We start from the raw sequence: 18,094 nt of genomic DNA on the forward strand, positions 1-18,094 counted from the left end.
CCGCCCCCACCGGGCCCGGGCCCGCCGCCGCGCCCGCGGCGCCTCCCGCGCCAGCGAACCCGCACGGTCCGGCGGGCCCGCACGGCGGCGTGTCGCTCGGGACGTTCCCGGGACTCGGCTCGCTGAGCCTGAACGGGCGCTTCGACCTCAACTACGAGCGCGTCAACTACAACGACCACCCCTTCAAGTCGGAGGGGGAGAGCGCGCTGCGCAGCTACCACCACTTCCTCTTCCTGACGCGGCAGTCCGCCGAAGACCCGGTGACGCTCACCCTGGAGGTCCTGTCGCTCCAGTTCTGGGAGGTGGGCTACCGGATCAGCAAGCCATCCTGGCCGGTGAAGGTGTTCGCCAAGGGAGGCAAGGTGCTGGTGCCCTTCGGCGGGGATCCGCTCTACCACCACGGCTACGGCGGGCTCGCTGGCTTCGACCAGCGGGTGCTCCCGGTCGTGTTCGCCCGGGAGGGGCTGACGGTGAACGTGGAGCGCCGCCTGGGGCCGCTCGCCCTCTCCGGCGACGCCTATCTCATCTCCGGCTACCGGCTGAGGCGCGCGGACGCGGTGCTCAACCTCCAGTCGGACCTGGCTCCGCTGGAGGACACCCGCCTGGGCGTCGGGGCACGGCTGGGCGCCGCCTGGGGCCCCATCAACCTCTGGTACTCGCCGTACTTCAATTCGCTGGGGTTCGGGCGCCGCCTGTTCCTCCAGGCGCTGGACCTGGCGGTGTGGCGTCCGCGGGGCACCCCGGTGCTGGAGCACTTCTCGCTGGGCGCCGGGCTGCTGCGCGCGGATGTCTCCGGGGGAGAGGCGGAGGGCTACGGCGGGCCGGGGGCGGACTACTACCACTTCGCCAGCTACCTCCAGCTGCGCTACCACCCCACCGACTGGCTCTACATCCAGTACCGGCAGGGACTGCGCACCTTCGGAAACCGGCGGGGGCTCATCCTGGACTCGACCGCGCTCACCCGGGAGGACGGCTCCAGCCACAACGTGGGCGTGGTGGCCCGGTGGCGGGGCCTGAGCGCCGGCCTCTTCCAGTTCTGGAACCTGGAGAAGACAGACGAAACGCCGGACGACTTCACCCGGCTGATGGTGGCGTATGAGTTCTGATTCCCGCATCCAGCCCCTGGCCGCGCTCCTCACGGCGGCGTTCGCGCTGGCCCTGGGCTGCGCTGACTTCGAGCGTGGCCCCGTCGCCGAAGACGCCGGTGTTCCGCCCATCGACGGCGGTGGCGGTGGGGACGGCGGAGACGCTGCGTCCTTCGCGAGCGACGTCCATCCGCTGCTGACCACCGGCTGCCAGAGCTGCCATCGCGCCGGGGGCTCCGCTGGCAACACCTCCTTCCTGCTGACGGGCGATGCCGACACGGACTACGCGGCGACCGTCTCCCTCACGGACACCTCCAACCCTTCCGCCAGCCGGCTGCTGCGCAAGGCCTCCGGCGCGGGCCACGGCGGCGGGGCCATCTACGGGGCGGACACCCCCGAGTACCAGACCCTCCTGGCGTGGATCTCCGGAGGCGCTCAACCATGACGTACTTCCTTCCCGAGGCGGCCCCCATGAGACGACCCCTCCTGCTCCTGGCCGGACAGCTGCTCCTGGCCTGCGCGTTGAGCGCCTGCGCCAAACTGGAAACCCCTCACCCGGAGCTCCTCACCGACGGCCCGCATTCGGTGCTCGTGGGACAGACGATCCAGCTCACCGCCACCACGCGCGAGTCCACCGACGACGGCTACCGCTGGGAGAGCGAGAACCCGGCCATCGCGACCGTGGACGACGCCGGGCAGGTGACGGGCGTGGGCGCGGGGGAGACCGCCATCAAGGTCACCGGCGCGAGCTCCAGGCTGGAGGCACGCCACGCGGTGGTGGTCATGGGCGGCCTCGCGGGCGACGCGGGCGTCGATCCCTCCCAGGTGCCCTACTACCTCGCCTGGTCGGGTTCGCCGCACGCGGACACCACCGCCGAGGCCTTCTCCCACTGGAACGAGGACGGCCTCGTCCCCGCCACCTGCGCGCGGTGCCACAGCTCGGAGGGCTACATCGACTTCCTGGGCGGTGACGGGTCCTCCCCCGGCAGGGTGGACGCCCCCGCGCCGGCGCAGTCGGTGGTCCGCTGCGAGACGTGCCACGACAGCGCCGCCTCCAGCCTGACCTCGGTCACCTTCCCCTCGGGCAAGCAGGTCACCGGCCTGGGCCCGGAGGCGAGGTGCGTGGTGTGTCACCAGGGGCGCGCCTCGGGGAAGGACATCGACGCGCAGGTCGCGGACGCGGGTGTGGTGGGCGAGGACACGGCCTCGCCGGCCCTGAGCTTCACCAACATCCACTACTACCCCGCCGGCGCGACGCTCTTCGCCAGCCAGGCCGCGGGCGGCTACCAGTACGCGGATCAGGTCTACGACTCGCGCTTCCGCCACGTCCCCAGCTTCGACAAGTGCAACGAGTGCCATGACCCGCACACGACGCGGGTCCGCTGGGATGCCTGCGCCACCTGCCACCCCGGCGTGACGGACGTCACCAAGGCCTGGGACATCCGGCAGATCGCCTCACGCAATCAGGACTACGACGGGGACAACAACCGCACCGAGGGCATCTACTACGAGCTCCAGGGCCTGCGGGAGCGGCTGCTGGCCGCCATCCAGCGGTACGGCGCGGAGCGGGCCCAACCCCTCTGCTACGGCAACACCCACCCCTACTGGTTCCGGGACACCAACAGGGACGGGACCTGCGCTCCAGCCGAAGCCACCGCCACCAACGCGTTCGCCAGCTGGACGCCCCGCTTGCAGAAGGCGGCATACAACTACCAGTTGTCCCGGGTGGACCCGGGCGCGTTCGCGCACAACGCGAAGTACATCATCCAGCTGCTGCATGACTCGACCCAATCGTTGAACACGGCGCTGAGCGTGCCCTTCGACACGTCGCTGCTGGTGCGCAACGACCCGGGCCACTTCAACGGCGCGAGCAAGGCGGCGCGCAACTGGGACTCCAGCGAGACCGTCCAGGCCAGCTGCTCGCGCTGCCACAGCGGCGCGCAGGGCTACCGCTTCTTCGTCCAGTACGGCGTGGGGCAGCTGGTGCCGGAGACCGCCAACGGCCTGGAGTGCTCCACCTGCCACCAGAACTTCGAACCGGACTACGACGTCTTCATCCCCGCCCAGACGTGGCTGCCGGATGGCAAGACGGTGAACCTGCCGGGCCAGGACAACCTCTGCGCCAACTGCCACATCGGCCGCGCGTCCAAGGCCACCATCGACACGGCGCTGGGCGCAGGGGGCACGCCGCGGTTCCAGAACGTGCACTACCTGCCGGCCGCGGGGACGCGCGAAGGGACGCTGGCGCGGATCGGCTACGAGTACCCCAACAAGACCTACGCGGGCCGGCTCACGCACATGGGCGGGGTGCAGTGCACGAGCTGCCATGTCCCGGGCAAGAGCAACCACACCTTCCGCATCCAGGACGCGTGGAGCGAGCGCTGTGAGACGTGCCACGCGGACCAGAGCACGGCGGAGCAGATCCGGCTCGTCCACGTGTCGGACTACGACGGCGACGGGAACACGGCGGAGTCCCTGAAGGCGGAGGTGGAGGGAATGGCCGCGCGCGTGCTGACCGCCATGCGCGGGGTGACGAACAACGGCCTCTGCTACAACGGCGACGTCAATCCGTACTTCTTCAAGGACACGGACAAGAACGGGACCTGCAGCGCCACCGAGGCCGTCTCCGCCAACGCGTTCGCGCCGTTCACGCCGGCGCTCGTGAAGGCCGCCCACAACTACCAGCTGAGCAAGAAGGACCCGGGCGCCTGGGCGCACAACTTCAACTACGTCGGGCAGCTCCTCTACGACAGCGTGGAGGACCTCACGGGCGCAGCCCCCTTGAACATGCTCCGGCCTTGAGGGTGGAATCCTAGCGTGAGCACCGTCGCTCGCCGGGACAGGCCCGGCGGGAGCGGATGCCGAGGCACGCATACCGATGAAGCCCCTCCCGCTCTCTTCGTCTTCCAGCACGACACGCCTGGCCCGTTGGGCGTTGCTCGTCCCCCTGCTCACCCTGCTTGGCGGTCCGGCCGCTTGTGGCGATGACGAACCGGACGATCCACGTCCCGATAGCGGAACCCAGACCGTGGACGCGGGCGCCGATGCGGGCACGGACGTGGACGCGGGCATGGAGGCCGATGCGGGCTCCGACCCCGATGCGGGCTCCGACCCCGATGCGGGCTCCGACCCCGATGCGGGCACGGACGTGGACGCGGGCATGGAGGCCGATGCGGGCTCCGACCCCGATGCGGGCACCGACGCCGATGCGGGCTCCGACCCCGATGCGGGCACGGACGTGGACGCGGGCATGGAGGCCGATGCGGGCTCCGACCCCGATGCGGGCACGGACGTGGACGCGGGCATGGAGGCCGATGCGGGCTCCGACCCCGATGCGGGCACCGACGCCGATGCGGGCACCGACGGTGGCGTGGTGGCGTGCACCCCGAGCGGCTGGGTCGACACGCCCCCGGACCTGAGCATCATCCAGAACACGTCGCTGGACATCCGGACCCGGCTGGAGGCCATCCCGGGCATCACCGTGGACCAGGATCGGACCGGCGGCAGTGTCCCCGCGGGCTACCGGCACTTCGTCCTGCGCTACAACCAGCCGGCGGACCACGCCCACCCGGAGTGCCAGCGCTTCGAGCAGCGCCTGACGCTGATGCACAAGGCGGACACCAGCCCCATGGTGCTCTACACCAGCGGCTACAACGTCTCCACCGGCACCAGCCGCTCGGAGCCCGCGCAGCTCCTGGCCGCCAACCAGGTCGCCGTGGAGCACCGCTTCTTCCCGCCAAGCATCCCGTCGCCCGCGGACTGGAGCCAGCTCACCATCCGCCAGTCCGCGGATGACTTCCACCGCATCACCCAGGCGCTCAAGCCCATCTACACCGGCAAGTGGGTGTCCACCGGCGGCAGCAAGGGCGGCGAGACGGTGGTGTTCTTCCGCCGCTTCCACCCGGACGACGTGGACGCCACCGTGGCGTACGTGGCGCCCATCACGAAGCGCAACGACGAGCGCTTCGTGACGTTCCAGGACACCGTGGGCGACGACGCGCAGCGGGCCTGCCGCGAGCGTCTGTGGGCCTTCCAGCGTGAGGTGCTCTCGCGCCGGAGCCAGATGCTCTCCCTCGTGGACGCCTACGCGGCGAGGTTCGAGCTGACGTATTCCCAGCTGGGCCGGGAGCTGGCGCTGGAGCACGCCGTCATCGAGACGTACTTCGCCTTCTGGCAGTACGACTCCGCGGCGAACTGCAATCGGAACATCCCCGCCGCCACCGCCACGGACCAGGAGCTGTTCGACGCGATGGACTACGAGGTGGGCATCAACTCGTTCTCGGACCAGGGCATCACCCCGTACGCCGCCTACTACTACCAGGCCGCGGCCGAGCTGGGCTGGCCCCAGCCCTATGAGAAGCACCTGGGCGCTCTCATCCACTTCCCGGACACCGACACCGGCGAGGTGTACTCGCCCCCCGGCATCCCGTTCGAGTTCCGTCCCAGCGCCATGCCGGACATCCAGGACTGGGTGTCCTCGCAGGGACAGCGCCTGATGTTCATCTACGGCAGCTACGACCCGTGGACCGCGGCGGCCTACGTGCTGGGCAACTCGCAGGACTCCTATCTGTTCACGGTGGAGGGCGGGAACCACAGCGCACGCATCAGCCAGCTCCCGGCGGCCCAGCAGGCGGAGGCCAAGGCCACCCTCAACCGCTGGATGGGCATCTCTCCGCTGAAGCGCGCCCCGAAGTTCGTGCCGTCGGAGGAGCCGCCCGCCTTCGGGCCCCACGTGCCGCCCCGCCTGCGCGAGGCGTCGCGCAACTAGTCCGACAGTCGGACAGGTCACGGGCCGGCCCGGATGCACCGGGGCGGCCCGTCGTCTTTTCAGCGGCCCATCTTGTACGGCCCGCCCCGCTCCAGGGCGCGCTGGTACGCGGGGCGCGCGTGGAGCCGGTCGAGGTAGGCCGTGAGGTTCGGCAGCTCCGACAGCAACCGGAACGACTTCGCCGCCTCCAGCACGAAGGAGAGCTGGATGTCCGCGCCCGTCAGCGCGTTGCCCACCAGGTACTCGCGGCCCTGGAGCGCCCCTTCCAGGTAGCTCAGGTGGCTCTTCAGTTCGGAGTCGATGCGCGGCTTGATGGGCGCCGCGGCGTCGCCCAGCCGCCTTACGTAGAGCAGCTGCACGATGGGCAGCATCGCGGAGCCCTCCGCGTAGTGCAGGAAGTGCGTGTACCGGTCCAGGTCCTCCGGCGCGGGCGAAAGCCGGCCCTGGCCGTACTTGCGGATCAGCGTCTCGATGATGGCGCCGGACTCCGCCAGCACCCGGCCGCCGTCCTCCACCAGCGGCGACTTGCCCAGCGGGTGGACGGCCTTGAGCTCCGGCGGAGCGAAGCCCGTCTTCGGGTCACGCTCGTAGCGGACGACCTCGTAGTCGAGCCCCAGCTCCTCCAGGAGCCAGAGGATGCGCTGCGAGCGGGATTCGGAGAGGTGATGGACCTTCAACATGCTGGGAGGGCTCCTTGCGCCCGGAACCAGGACGTTCCGGGGGAACACTCTCCCAGGTCGCTCCTCCGGACCAGCGGGGTCCGGAGGAGCGGTGTTCAGCACTAGAACGCGGTGCCGTTGGCGCGCTTGCCGGGGGAGCTGCTCAGGCTGGACACGCCCGTGTGCAGCACGAAGCTGGCCGTGGAGGACGCGTCCGGGCTGCGGTTGGCGGACACGCCGTCCGTGCCCGCGAGCGACGAGGCGAACGTGGCCGTGCTCACCACCGTGCCGGCGCTGTTCTTCACCGTGACGGTGTCACCGCTGTTGCCCAGGACCAGCGAGCCCGTGGACGCGGCCACCGCGCCCGGCGTGCCGGCGGGGATGCCGGACGCGCCGCCGAACACCACCACCGCCTTGCCCGCCGCCAACGTGGTGCCGCTGGCGAAGGTGTGGCGCACGGCCGTGCCGTCCGACACCGTCCACCCGCTCAGGTCCACTGCCGCCGTGCCGCTGTTGACCAGCTCCACGAACTCGCCGTTCACGTCCGAGCCCGGCTCGTTGATGAGCACCTCGTTGATGAACACGTTGCCCGTGCCGCCGGTGCCGCCCGTGGTGATGGTGAAGGCCGCGTTGGACAGGTCGGTGACGGTGGCGTTGCTCGCGTCGCTCACCCGCACCCACGCGTTGGTGCTGGCGGTGGAGGGCACCGTCCACGCCACGCTGCCAGAGGACGCGCCCGTGCTGGACGTGATGGTGGTCCAGGTGGAGCCGTTCAGCGAGTACTCCACCTTCACGTTGGAGACACCAGACGCCGTCCAGGTGATGGTGCGCGCCGAGCCGGCCGTCCAGCTCTCACCGCCGTTGGGCGACAGCACCGTCACGGTGGAGGCCGTCGCGCCGTCCCCCGGGATGAGGAAGTCCTTGATGACGCCCATGTGCTGCATGCCGGACGCGCCGCTGTCGCCCGACAGGGCCGGGGAGATGTCGGACAGGGGCGAGTACACGCGCGTGTCCACCACCAGGCCGTTGGCGAAGGTGCTGGAGCCCATCACCACCGACGTCTGGTAGGCGCGCAGGTCGTTGTCCACCAGCACGTGGTCGTACGGCGAGTTGCGGCCCGCGTTGGTGTTGGTGTTGCCATTCTTGTCCGCCGGATACGGCGACGCCGTGGACACCACGCTGGAGAAGGTGCTGAAGGTCGACTCGCTGCGGCTGCCGGTGTTGAAGTCACCGCCAATCACCAGGTAGTCGCTGGCGGGCACGTTGGCGTTGATGAACTTCACCAGGTTGGACGCCTCCGTGTTGCGGACGCTGGAGCTGGTCGTCAGCAGGTGCACGCTGATGGCCCACAGGTCCTTGGGGCCCGGGATGTCGATGCGCGCCCACGCGAAGTCGCGGTTGGACACCTGCGTGTCGTCCCACTCGCCGGAGGCGATGATGGGGTAGCGGCTGATGATGCCGTTCGGAATCTGCGCGCCGGACTCGCGGTAGTAGGAGAAGCCCGTGCCGAACGCCGTGTCCACGAAGGCGCGGATGTCCGCCGCGGAGTCCGTCCTGTAGTTGAACTCCTGGATCATCACGATGTCCGCGTCCGTGCCCTGGAAGATGCGGATGCCGTGGCCCGGGTCGTAGTCCTGCCCATTGCCGCTGCTCAGGTTGGCCGCCATCAGGCGCAGCCGCACGTTCGCCAGTGAGTCCTCGCGCGCGACGAGCTCCGGCGCCTTCTCCTCCGCCTCCGCGTCCACGGAGCCACCGCACGCGTTGAGCGCCGCGCACACCAGCGTGAAGGACCACGTACGCCAGAAGGCGGCAGGCCGCCGGAAGAGGTCTTGTTTCAGGCTCACGATGTTTCACCCTGCTCCCGGAAAAGTCCGGAAGCCGTAGAGGTTCATGGACGTCACGGCAGCGCCGCGGACGCAGTATTCCGCGTACACGACGCCACCGCCGTTTATCCGTCACATTCCTTGAAACGTTGCGTGAGCGGCGCATCCCCCCCGGCGGGGACACGCAATGTTACGCATTGTTACATCGCGGCCGTGGTGGACAGCGCGACGAAGGCGTAGCGCAGGCCTTTCCCCAGCGTGACGAAGACGACGAAGGGCAAGGGGCGCACGCCCACGAAGCCGCCCGCGAGCACGAACGCGTCACCCAGGATGGGCAGCCACGCCATGAGCAGCGCGGGCGCCCCCCAGGTGCGCAGGTTCGCCTCCACGCGCGCCATGCGCGGGCCTTCCTTCTCCCGGCGGCGCGCCACCCAGCGGCCCACGGCACCGCCCCCGCCGTGCGACACCCACTTGCCCAGGATGTAGAGCGTCACCGCGCCCAACACGTTGCCCACGGTGGCCACCACGGTGGCCATCAGCGGCGGCGTGCCGTTGTAGATGAGGGCGGCGAGCATCGCCTCGGAGGGCACCGGCACCACGGAGCCCGCCAGCATGGCGACGAAGAACATCCCGGGAAGGCCCCAGGTGGACAGGGTGGACGGCTCGGCGGGCATGGGAGGCCTGGGCCATACACCCGCACGGGGCGTTCGTCTTGTCCGGCGTCAGCGCTCCCCTGCCCGCCATCCTGGCCCCCGGGGCCGGAGGCTGTCCGGCGACGCGGCCCGCTCAAGGGCAGGGGTTGTAGGCGCGGGTGGGGGTCACCATCGTCCCCGCCATGCGACGCTCGACGCGCGAACGGTCAGGCATGCGGTCCATCGACACGGAGGACGAGCGGATCGCCTCCCTGCTGGTGGCGGAGCCCCCGGCGCTGCACTTCGAGGGCTCCCGGAACCTGGTGGTGCGGCTGCGCGACGGGCGCACCTTCGTCCTCACCGTGCTCACCCTGGAGGCGCTGGAGGCACGGCTGGGAGGCGCGCCGTCCTACGTGGCGTCCGGCATCGTCCTGGTGCGGCGGCTGTCGGACGGCGCCCTGCTCCACGCGGTGCGCTCCGCGCTGGACCAGGGCCTGGAGCACTTCGGCACGCTCCAGCCTCTCATCGAAGAATGACGCCCCGGCTCAGGGCGCGGGAGGCGCGGTGAGCCTCCCCGCCACCTTGCGGCCCTGGCGCCACACGCCGGTGATGCGGTCCGCGGCGATGATGCTGGCGGAGGGGTCGCCCTCCACGAGGAAGAAGTCCGCGCGCAGGCCGGGCTTGATGCGGCCCCGGTCCTTGAGCTTGAGCAGGTCCGCCGCGTTCCCGGTGGCGATGGCCAGGGCCTGGCCCGGCGTGAGGCCCGCGCCGACCATCAGCTTCAGCTCGCGGTGCTCCGCGTAGCCGGGGATGCGCAGCGGGGTGGCGCCGGAGTCCGTGCCGAAGCCCACCTTCACGCCCGCGTCGTACAGCGCCTTGAGGTTCGCCTGGTTGGTGGAGAGCGCGCGGCGCGCCTCCTGGGCCTTGGGGTCCTCCAGGGTCTTCTTGCGCCAGGCGGAGTCGTTGAACTGCGCGCGCAGTTCGGGGGACAGCGCGGGCTGGAGGACGGGGTCGTCCACGAGCAGGGGCTGGTCCGCGTAGACAACGGTGGCCTCGTCCAGCTCCAGGGTGGGCACGTACCAGACGCCGCGCTTCTTCATGGCCTGGATGAAGGCCGCGTCCACGGGCTGGTCGCGCACGCCGTGGGCGATGATGTCCACGCCCGCGTCCACCACGGCCTTCGCGTCCTCCAGGTCGTGGATGTGGGCGGCGACGCGCAGGCCCTGCTTGTGGGACTCGTCGATGACGGCCTTGTAGATGTCCGGCTTCATCTTCGGGAGCTTGCCCAGGAACGTGTCCACCCAGACCTTCACCAGGTCCACGCGGTTCTTCGCCAGCGTGCGCACGGCGGCGCGGGCCTCCTCCGCCGTGGTGGGGCGGAAGAGCTGGTCGGGCGCGCTGTTGGTCATCGCCTGGGGCGGCCCGCCCTCCGGCACGCCAATGCCCTGCCCCGCGCCGAAGAGGTCCGCGCCGGTGAAGGTGTCCGCGTGGGCCTCCTTGCGCAGCTCGTTGAACAGCGGCCGGTTCATCCCGAGCGCCGTCACGGTGGTGACGCCGTAGGCGGCGAACTGGCGCAGCTGCTTCTCCACGTTCTCCCGCGTGTAGTTCTGGGAGCCCGTGGTGGTGCCGGACGTCTGGCCCACGTGGCTGTGGTCGGAGATGAGGCCGGGCAGGAGCGTCTGGCCCTTGAAGTCGATGACCTCCGCGCCCTTGGGCACCTTCGTGTTGATGGCGAGCCCCACGGACACAATCTTCCCGTCGCGCACCACCACCGCGGCCTCTTCCAGCGGCTGGCCCCCGGAGCCATCCAGCACCGTGCCGCCCTGGAAGACGACGGTGCGCGAGGCGGCAGGCGCCGCGCTGGCGGACAGCGGCAGCGCGAGGGCGAGCAGGGCGGCGGTCAGGTAACGCGAGCGCATCAGGGCGGTCTCCTCGGGGGGAAGAGGGAAACCCTAGGAGCGCGTCCGGGTGACGACAACCCTTCGTGGACCAGGACTGTCGTGACGTCGGTGCTACAGGCCGGGCGCACGGTGGGAACCCGACGCCGCATCGCGGCGCGCGAGCGACTTCCACCGGGAAACACGGCGCCGTGATTATGCTGCCGCCCGATGGATGAACCCGGCCTGCAATATCCCGGAGAAGCCCTGCGTGGGTGGCTCCGGCAGTTCGCCAAGACGCCGCTCGCCGAGCCGACGCTGAAGCTGCTGGTCGTGCTGGCGGACACGGTGTTCTTCGCGAGCCTGGGCCGGGAGGAGGGCGAAGCCACGCGCGTGCGCATCGCCTATCACGCGCAGGGGTTGCAGGGCCTGCAGGCGGTGCGCGAGACGGTCTACATCGGAGGACAGAAGGGCAAGCGGCAGGCGTGGGAGACACTGCCCCTGGAGGCCAAGTCGAGCATCACCGACTTCAGCGTGGAGGCGCTGGTGAAGCTGGCGCCCGCGGCGAACCTGCCGCGCACGGCGGTGGTGGTGGGGCCGCGCGAGGGCAAGCTGCGCATCCAGGGATTGGCGCGCCGGGTGGAGTACACGGAGTTCCACGCCGAGGGCGAGGAGGACGTCTTCATCCTGCACGCGCCGGAGCCGGGCCACCTGGTGGTGAGCACGCAGGGGCGTGAGGTGTTCCGCTACGAGCAGGGCGCGCCGGTGCCGCCGGGTCGGCGCGTGGCGTTGCACGACCTGCTCTTCCACGAGGACAGCGCGGTGCGCGCGGCGCTGATGGAGATGTGCTCCACGCTGGTGGAGTCGCTGCCCAAGGTGCAGCCGCTGATGGGCGGCAACCGCGAGTGGTACGTGTCCAACGCGGTGCAGGGGCTCATCCGGAGGATGGCGGGCCTGCACCACGGAGGGCTCATCGCGTTCCTGCCGAAGCAGCACGACGTGGAGCGCTTCCGGGCGCGAGGCAAGTACGTCCTGCCGCCGGAGCAGGGCTCGCTGTTGCGTCAGCGGTTGCAGCGCTTCGTGCAGGCGCGGGCGGACCTCATCAACGGCGCCTGGCAGGCGGAGGCCGGCAAGGCGGCGGAGGAGGAAGAGGATCCGGAGCTGAAGAAGGCCGCGGCCGAGCACGACGACAAGGCGACGGAGAGCGACTTCCAGGCGCTGGTGGAGAGCATCGGGCAGTTCACGGCGGTGGACAACGCGCTGGTGCTGGGGCCGGAGCTGGAGGTGCTCTGCGCGGGGTATCAGATCGCGCTCCCGAGAAGCGGCCCGCCGCAGGTCTTCGAGGCCCGCACGCTCCAGGGGCGGCCCGGGCCGCACTACCCCATCCACCAGCACGGCTCACGCCACCGCGCCGCGGCCGTCTTCGCCAACCAGCACTCCGGAGCCATCGTGTTCGTGGCGTCCCAGGACGGCCCGCTCCGCTGCCTGCACCGGCCGCCGGGCAAGAAGAAGGTGCTGCTCTGGAGCCTCCTGCTGACGGAGGACTGAGGCCGGAATGAAGCGGCTGGGTTGGGTGCTGCTGCTGGGACTGCTCCTGCCAGGCTGCGCGACGACACGGGTCGTACGCCTGGACGTCGATGGCGGCGACAGGGTTGTCGTCACACCTCGGGAGGAGGAAGGCGCGTCTCCCTCTGAGGCCCGGCTGGAAAAGGACGAGTTCAAGGCGGCGGTGAAGACGCTCGCCAGGGACGTGCGGCCCTTCGCCCATCCGCTGCGGCAGGCGCGAGAGCTATTCGGCCTGCCGGAGCGCAGCGGCCTCTTCGGCTTCCGGGAGCGGACACGGCAGATCATCCCACTGGGAGAGGAAGAGGCACGGGAGCTGCGGCTCCTGGATGCGTCCGACGACCTGACGCGCGGCTACCAGCAGTGGTGCGGCAAGCAGCGCAAGCAGCCCGGAGACTGCCTGCGCTTGCTGGAGGAAGGCCCCTTGCTGGGCAGCGACGGCCGCTATGCGCTGGCGATGGCCATCGCGATGGACTCCGTCTGGAACGAAACGGCCGAAGCCCTGGAGGGCATGGCGAGCCCCCAGGCCGTCATGGCCACGATGACGTCCGCCGTGACGATGTACCTGCTGCTGTGGGCCATGCCGGAGCCTGTGTCCAAGGGTCTGGCCGCCCTCATCACCGCCACGGCGATTGCCTACGTGGGCGTGGACACCGTGTGGACCCTCCTCGATGGCTGGGTGACGCTGGTGCGCCACGTGGACCAGGCCACCACGTTCGTCCAGGTGCGCGACGCGGGCGAAGCCTACGGAGCGGTGATGGGTAGGAACGCCGCGCGCATCTTCGTGATGCTCGCTACGGCGGCGATTGGGAACACGGCGGGGCTCGCAATGAAGACGCCCACCCTGCCCGGCTCCGCGCAGGCAGCGGTCGCGGTGGAGACGCAGGCGGGCCTCCAGTTCGTGTCCCTCGGTGGCGTGCGCTCCGTGGCCATGACGGCCGAGGGCTTCACCATTGCGCTCGCGCCCAATGCGGTGGCGATGTCATCCCGCTCCGGGAAGCCTCAGCGCCACCACCTGGCTACCATCCGCAATGAGAAGTCTTCGAAAAACGGCGGTCCGTGGACCCCACTCTTCCGGAAGCTCTTCAAGAAGGCCGGCATGGAATTGAAGGACCCGGAGAACATCGTCGAAGTCCCAGGCCACCGGGGTCCGCATCCCGCCGAGTATCATCGACGTGTGATGAGACACCTCCTGGATGCTACCGAACAATGCAGAACTGTCGCCCAATGCCGCGAGGCACTGACGAGCGCGCTCAGGGAGCTTGCTGAAGCAGCCAACACTCCAGGCACTGAATTGAACAGGCTGCTGACCACTCGCCCTGGACGTTGAGACAAACACCATGGCCCATCGTTTTTTCGAACTGCATGGCGACCCTCAGGAAGGCTATTGGTACCTGGATGATCCGGTCGACAAGAACGGAGTGGAGGTCGACAACGCCTGGCGGCTCAGGACAGACAAGCCTGTCGAACTAACGGGGCCGCTTCGAATCCCCATCATGGAGCCCGGAAAGCCTCGTGACTTCTCCATGGCGGGGTTGAGCATGGTCCCGGTCATTCACGTCAAGCTCGCCACGCTCCTGGCAGAGCGCGCCGCCGACAACGTGCAACTTGTCCCCGTCACCATTCCCAAGCACCCGGACCAATACGTCCTCCTCATCACTCCCCGGGTCATCCGCTGCATCGACGAGCAGGCATCGGAAGGAGTCCGGTTCTGGGAGTCCCGGCACGGTCAGCCCTGGCGAATCGGTGAGTACCGCGCCGTGGACATCATGCGCATCGACAAGTCGAAGGTGGGAGACGCGAAGATCTTCCGTCCCTGGGGCTGGAACGCCTCGCTCATCGTTTCCGAGGACTTGAAGACGGCATTAGAGCGCACCGGCGCCACCGGCATGTACTTCACAGAAGTGTAGAGCCTCCTGCGGAGGACGCCCGCCTGGACCCTGGTACATGCTCCAGATTGTCATGGTACAATCTTGTTCATGCCCCACTCCAATTGGAAGCCGCGCCTGAAACGGTCCGAGGGCCCCCTGTACGGTGCGCTCGTCGATGCGCTCGCGGCGGACATCAGCGCGGGGCGGCTTCGCGCGGGGGACCGGCTGCCCACGCACCGGGAGCTCGCGAGCACGATTGGAACGTCGCTGGGGACAGTGACCCGTGCCTATGCCGAGGCTGAGCGCCGGGGACTCATCTGGAGCCAGGTGGGCAATGGGACGTTCGTGCGGAACCTGCGGGACGGAGACCGCTACTCGCCCCAGCTCGACCGGACGCGCATCGATCTGGGCCCCACGGCGGTGCCCATCGTCCCCGGCGACATGGGACACCTCGCCTTCGCCGCCGCGCTCCAACGGCTGGGCGAACGCGCCGACCTGGGCGCGCTCAGTGGCTATCAGGCCCATGCGGGCACGGAGGCCCAGCGGACAGCGGGGGCTCGCTGGCTGGAGCTCGCGGGTGTGCCTGCCACGCGCGAGAACGTCATCGTGAGCAGCGGGGCCCAGCACGCGACCCTGATGGTGTTGTCCCTGCTCGCGAACCCGGGCGGACTGTTGGTGGAGGACGTCACCTATCCCGGCGTCCTCGCCGCCGCGGAGTGGCTCCGGCTGCCCACGCATCCGGTGGCGCTCGACGCGGAGGGGCTCGTGCCCGAAGCACTCGCGGAGGCCTGCCGGAGGAGCAAGGCGCGGGTGCTCTACTGCACGCCCACGAACCACAACCCGACCACGGTCGTCATGCCCCTGAAGCGGCGGCAGGCGCTGGTGGAGGTCTGCCGGAAGTTCGACGTCACCCTCATCGAGAACGGCGCGCTGGCCCCGCTCGTGGCGAAGGCACCCGCTCCCCTGGCCGCGCTCGCGCCCGAGCGGACCTATCACCTGGGGAGCCTGTCCAAGGCGGTGCTGCCCGCGCTGCGCATCGGCTACATCCGGGCGCCGGCCCAGTCATGGCAGACGCTGGAGAACGCAGCCGCGGCGACGGTCTGGTCGGGGTCTCCCCTGCTGAATGAGCTGGCCACGCAGTGGGTGACGAACGGGACGGCCGAGTCCCTGCGCGACGCGCGGCGCGCTGAAGCCACGGCCCGGCAGGCCCTGGCGGCGAAGGTGCTGAAGGGCCATCCCTATGTCGCGCACCCGAGCGCGTACTTCCTGTGGATGCCCATCCCCGAGCAGCGCCGCGCCACGGAGCTGGTGGAAGCCGCCGCCGCGCGCGACGTGCTGCTCGGCCCGTCACACCTGTTCGCGGCCCGTCCGGGCCAGGCACCCAATGCGCTGCGAGTGTCGCTGGCCGCGGCCGGATCCCGTGACGAGTTGGAGCGGGGCTTGAAGACGCTGGCCGAGTTGCTCGGCGCCACGGCCCCAGCACCGCGACGCCTGGCCTGACGGTTCCCTTCACCTCGTTCCAAAGAGAGTGCCCATGACGCCTTCTTTGCCCCACCGTGGTGGACGCCTGTCGCCTGCGCGCCTCGCGCTCCTCCTCGCGGGACTCGCCGTCCCCTGGCAGGCAACAGGAGCGGAAGCCGGGGACGCCCTCCAGGCGCGGCTCGACTTCTCGGAAGCCTCGCTCCGCTGGCCGGACCGCATCCGGGACACCCTGACGCCGCCCCGGTGGCTGCCCGAGGGCGACCGGTTCGTGTACTGGTCCAGGGTCGAGCCCTACCGGGACACGTGGGTCCTGGTGGATGCGAAGCGCCGCACCCAGCAGCCCCTGCTGGATTCGGAATCGCTGCGGTCCCAGCTCACGGCGCTGTTCAGCAGGCCGATGACGTTGCCTGCCGTCATGCCCTTCACGCTCACCGCCGATACGAAGGGAATCGTCTTCACCGTCCAGGGCCGGGCCTTCTCCCTGGGCCTCACCGACAAGCGGCTCGTGGCGCTCGAGCCTACGCATCTGGCCGCGCTGTCGCTCGTGCCCGGCAACAGCCTGTCGCCGGACGGGGGAACGGTCGCGGTGCAGCGGGACACAGGCTTCGCCGTGGTGGACGCGAAGGGGTCGACCCGGCTGGAGCGCACCGGCATGGAGGACTCGCCCTGGCGGTTGCCCGAGGGCGCATGGTCTCCCCAGGGCCGGTTCCTCGCGGTCTGGCGCGACGACATGCAGGGCATGCACCGGCTCCCGCTGGTCGACTACAGCACCCCACTGGAGAAGGTGACGTGGGTCCCCTACTCCAAGACGGGCACTCCGCTGATGCGCTCGGAGCTGCACTTCGTCTCGGTGGAGACGGGACAGGTGACGCCCGCGCCCGGCGACGCGGCGGAGCGCTACGACTGGTTCGCGGGCTGGCGTCCGGACGGCAGCGAGGCGCTGGTGCTCCAGCTGTCACGGGATGGCAAGCGGCTGGACCTGGTGGCGGTGGATCCACTGAAGGGCAAGCGCCGCCGGGTGCTGCGGGAGGAGCGGAAGGAGACCTTCGTGGCGGCGCTGGAGTTCTCCGTGGGCGGCTGGTCCCAGCAGGTGAAGCCGCTGCCGGACAACCAGCACTTCCTCTGGATGTCCGAGCGCGATGGCTGGCGTCACGTCTACCTATATGACTATTCCGGCAAGCTCGTGCGCCAGCTCACCCAGGGCGCGTTTCCGGTCCACGCGGTAGTGGGCATCACGCCAAAGTCAGACGCCATCTTCGTCACCGCCTCCGCCGAGCCCGGGGCACCCTATGACCGGATGGTGTACCGGGCGAGGATCGCGGGCGGCCCCCTGAAGCGGCTGACGCCCGAGTTCGGACTCCACCGTGCCGTGCTGTCTCCCTCCACGAGCTTCTTCGTGGACGGACACTCCACGCGGGAGCAGCCGAGGGTCTGGGACGTGGTGTCCACGGAGGGGCGCCCCTCGTTCCGCTACGCGAAGTCAGACACGAGCGCCCTGGCGGAGCTGCACTACACGCCGCCGGAAGGCATCACGGTCAAGGCCGCGGACGGCGTCACGCCCCTGTACGGCGCGCTGTACAAGCCGAGGGACTTCGATCCGAAGAAGCGCTATCCGGTCATCGACGTCATCTACGCGGGGCCGTTCACGACGGTGGTGCCCTGGAGCTACGTGGGCCCGTATGAATCGATCATCGCGCATTCGCTGGCGCAGCTCGGGTTCATCACGGTGGTGCTGGACGCACGGGGCACGCCCGGGCGGGGCAAGACCTTCCAGGACGTGAACTACGGCCGCGTGGGGCAGACGGAGATTCCAGACCACGTCGCGGCGCTGAAGCAGGCGGCAGCCAGCCGGCCCTACATGGACCTGGAGCGGGTGGGCATCCATGGCCACTCCTGGGGTGGCTACTTCGCGCTGCGAGGCATGCTGACGGCGCCGACGTTCTTCAAGGCAGGCTACGCGGGAGCACCGGGCGCCCTGACGGAAGAGGCCCTCATCAACGAGCCGAACATGGGCCTGCTGTCAGAGAACCCAGAGGGCTACGCGGCGGGCTCCAACGAAGCCCTGGCGGACAAGCTCCAGGGAGCGCTCAAGCTGATGCACGGAACGAGCGACGTGAACGCCTCCCTGTCCACGACGATGCGGATGACCCAGGCGCTGGTGCGCGCGAACAAGCACTTCGACCTACTGATCATGCCCGGCGAAGGCCACGGCCCCGAAGGCAGGTACTACCGGGACGACGTGCGCCGGTTCTTCCTGCGGGAACTGGGCGAGCCCCGGTGAGGAGACACGCTTGAAGCAACTGGGAATGCACTCCGAATACTCGCCAAGGAAGC

The 18,094-nt window shown here is 69.7% G+C and carries 14 protein-coding genes; 10 read left to right on the top strand and 4 right to left on the bottom strand.

What is annotated here, in order from left to right:
• From D7V80_RS41875 to D7V80_RS24345, 4 genes are all read left to right on the top strand, one after another.
• A partial coding sequence (locus D7V80_RS41875; protein ID WP_199738840.1) for a hypothetical protein occupies positions 1–1,106 on the top strand: 1,106 nt, incomplete at its 5' end.
• Positions 1,096–1,530 carry a hypothetical protein gene (locus D7V80_RS24335; protein ID WP_120590435.1) on the top strand — a complete coding sequence of 145 codons (435 nt, stop codon included), beginning with the start codon at positions 1,096–1,098 and terminating at the stop codon, positions 1,528–1,530. The genes D7V80_RS41875 and D7V80_RS24335, both read left to right, overlap by 11 nt.
• Before the next feature lie 26 nt (positions 1,531–1,556).
• Complete coding sequence (locus D7V80_RS24340) at positions 1,557–3,887, top strand: Ig-like domain-containing protein (protein WP_158616695.1); 2,331 nt, start codon at positions 1,557–1,559, stop codon at positions 3,885–3,887.
• Positions 3,888–4,113: 226 nt separating this feature from the next.
• Entirely contained in the window at positions 4,114–5,853 is a 1,740-nt protein-coding gene (locus D7V80_RS24345) for a S28 family serine protease (protein WP_233585677.1), read from the top strand.
• A 59-nt stretch (positions 5,854–5,912) separates the two neighbouring features.
• Here the strand turns inward: D7V80_RS24345 and D7V80_RS24350 are convergent, their stop codons facing one another.
• From D7V80_RS24350 to D7V80_RS24360, 3 genes are all read right to left on the bottom strand, one after another.
• Complete coding sequence (locus D7V80_RS24350) at positions 5,913–6,533, bottom strand: glutathione S-transferase family protein (protein WP_120590438.1); 621 nt, start codon at positions 6,531–6,533, stop codon at positions 5,913–5,915.
• Positions 6,534–6,634: 101 nt separating this feature from the next.
• The gene (locus tag D7V80_RS24355) at positions 6,635–8,356 is read right to left on the bottom strand and encodes a lamin tail domain-containing protein (RefSeq protein WP_120590439.1); all 1,722 of its coding nucleotides are present in this window, start codon (positions 8,354–8,356) and stop codon (positions 6,635–6,637) included.
• Between the two features lie 179 nt (positions 8,357–8,535).
• A complete protein-coding gene (locus tag D7V80_RS24360; RefSeq protein WP_120590440.1) occupies positions 8,536–9,009 on the bottom strand; it encodes a YqaA family protein in 474 nt (157 codons plus the stop codon).
• Positions 9,010–9,200: 191 nt separating this feature from the next.
• Between D7V80_RS24360 and D7V80_RS24365 the strand changes: the two genes are divergently transcribed.
• The gene (locus D7V80_RS24365) at positions 9,201–9,503 is read left to right on the top strand and encodes a hypothetical protein (protein WP_120590441.1); all 303 of its coding nucleotides are present in this window, start codon (positions 9,201–9,203) and stop codon (positions 9,501–9,503) included.
• 9 nt (positions 9,504–9,512) lie between these two features.
• Here the strand turns inward: D7V80_RS24365 and D7V80_RS24370 are convergent, their stop codons facing one another.
• A complete protein-coding gene (locus tag D7V80_RS24370) occupies positions 9,513–10,886 on the bottom strand; it encodes an amidohydrolase family protein (protein WP_120590442.1) in 1,374 nt (457 codons plus the stop codon).
• Between the two features lie 189 nt (positions 10,887–11,075).
• Between D7V80_RS24370 and D7V80_RS24375 the strand changes: the two genes are divergently transcribed.
• The 5 genes from D7V80_RS24375 to D7V80_RS24395 all read left to right on the top strand — a co-directional run bounded on the left by D7V80_RS24375 (position 11,076) and on the right by D7V80_RS24395 (position 18,041).
• The gene (locus tag D7V80_RS24375; protein ID WP_120590443.1) at positions 11,076–12,392 is read left to right on the top strand and encodes a putative sensor domain DACNV-containing protein; all 1,317 of its coding nucleotides are present in this window, start codon (positions 11,076–11,078) and stop codon (positions 12,390–12,392) included.
• Between the two features lie 7 nt (positions 12,393–12,399).
• Positions 12,400–13,737 (top strand): AHH domain-containing protein, encoded by a 1,338-nt coding sequence (locus D7V80_RS24380; protein ID WP_120590444.1) that lies wholly within the window; start codon positions 12,400–12,402, stop codon positions 13,735–13,737.
• A gap of 10 nt (positions 13,738–13,747) precedes the next feature.
• On the top strand, positions 13,748–14,317 hold the full coding sequence (locus D7V80_RS24385) for an imm11 family protein (RefSeq protein ID WP_120590445.1): 570 nt from the start codon (positions 13,748–13,750) through the stop codon (positions 14,315–14,317).
• 69 nt (positions 14,318–14,386) lie between these two features.
• On the top strand, positions 14,387–15,778 hold the full coding sequence (locus tag D7V80_RS24390) for a PLP-dependent aminotransferase family protein (RefSeq protein WP_147447202.1): 1,392 nt from the start codon (positions 14,387–14,389) through the stop codon (positions 15,776–15,778).
• A 34-nt stretch (positions 15,779–15,812) separates the two neighbouring features.
• Entirely contained in the window at positions 15,813–18,041 is a 2,229-nt protein-coding gene (locus D7V80_RS24395; RefSeq protein ID WP_120590447.1) for a DPP IV N-terminal domain-containing protein, read from the top strand.
• Positions 18,042–18,094: the final 53 nt, after the last annotated feature.

It is taken from the genome of Corallococcus sp. CA054B (genome assembly GCF_003611625.1).
GTDB classification, from domain to species: Bacteria; Myxococcota; Myxococcia; order Myxococcales; family Myxococcaceae; genus Corallococcus; species Corallococcus coralloides.

Bases quoted from the DNA above. Each gene is read 5' to 3' on its own strand.
- D7V80_RS24370 (WP_120590442.1), bottom strand. From the start codon at position 10,886: ATGCGCTCGCGTTACCTGACCGCCGCCCTGCTCGCCCTCGCGCTGCCG.
- D7V80_RS24335 (WP_120590435.1), top strand. From the start codon at position 1,096: ATGAGTTCTGATTCCCGCATCCAGCCCCTGGCCGCGCTCCTCACGGCG.
- D7V80_RS24375 (WP_120590443.1), top strand. From the start codon at position 11,076: ATGGATGAACCCGGCCTGCAATATCCCGGAGAAGCCCTGCGTGGGTGG.
- D7V80_RS24385 (WP_120590445.1), top strand. From the start codon at position 13,748: ATGGCCCATCGTTTTTTCGAACTGCATGGCGACCCTCAGGAAGGCTAT.
- D7V80_RS24340 (WP_158616695.1), top strand. From the start codon at position 1,557: ATGAGACGACCCCTCCTGCTCCTGGCCGGACAGCTGCTCCTGGCCTGC.
- D7V80_RS24350 (WP_120590438.1), bottom strand. From the start codon at position 6,533: ATGTTGAAGGTCCATCACCTCTCCGAATCCCGCTCGCAGCGCATCCTC.
- D7V80_RS24390 (WP_147447202.1), top strand. From the start codon at position 14,387: ATGCCCCACTCCAATTGGAAGCCGCGCCTGAAACGGTCCGAGGGCCCC.
- D7V80_RS24380 (WP_120590444.1), top strand. From the start codon at position 12,400: ATGAAGCGGCTGGGTTGGGTGCTGCTGCTGGGACTGCTCCTGCCAGGC.
- D7V80_RS24365 (WP_120590441.1), top strand. From the start codon at position 9,201: ATGCGGTCCATCGACACGGAGGACGAGCGGATCGCCTCCCTGCTGGTG.
- D7V80_RS24360 (WP_120590440.1), bottom strand. From the start codon at position 9,009: ATGCCCGCCGAGCCGTCCACCCTGTCCACCTGGGGCCTTCCCGGGATG.
- D7V80_RS24395 (WP_120590447.1), top strand. From the start codon at position 15,813: ATGACGCCTTCTTTGCCCCACCGTGGTGGACGCCTGTCGCCTGCGCGC.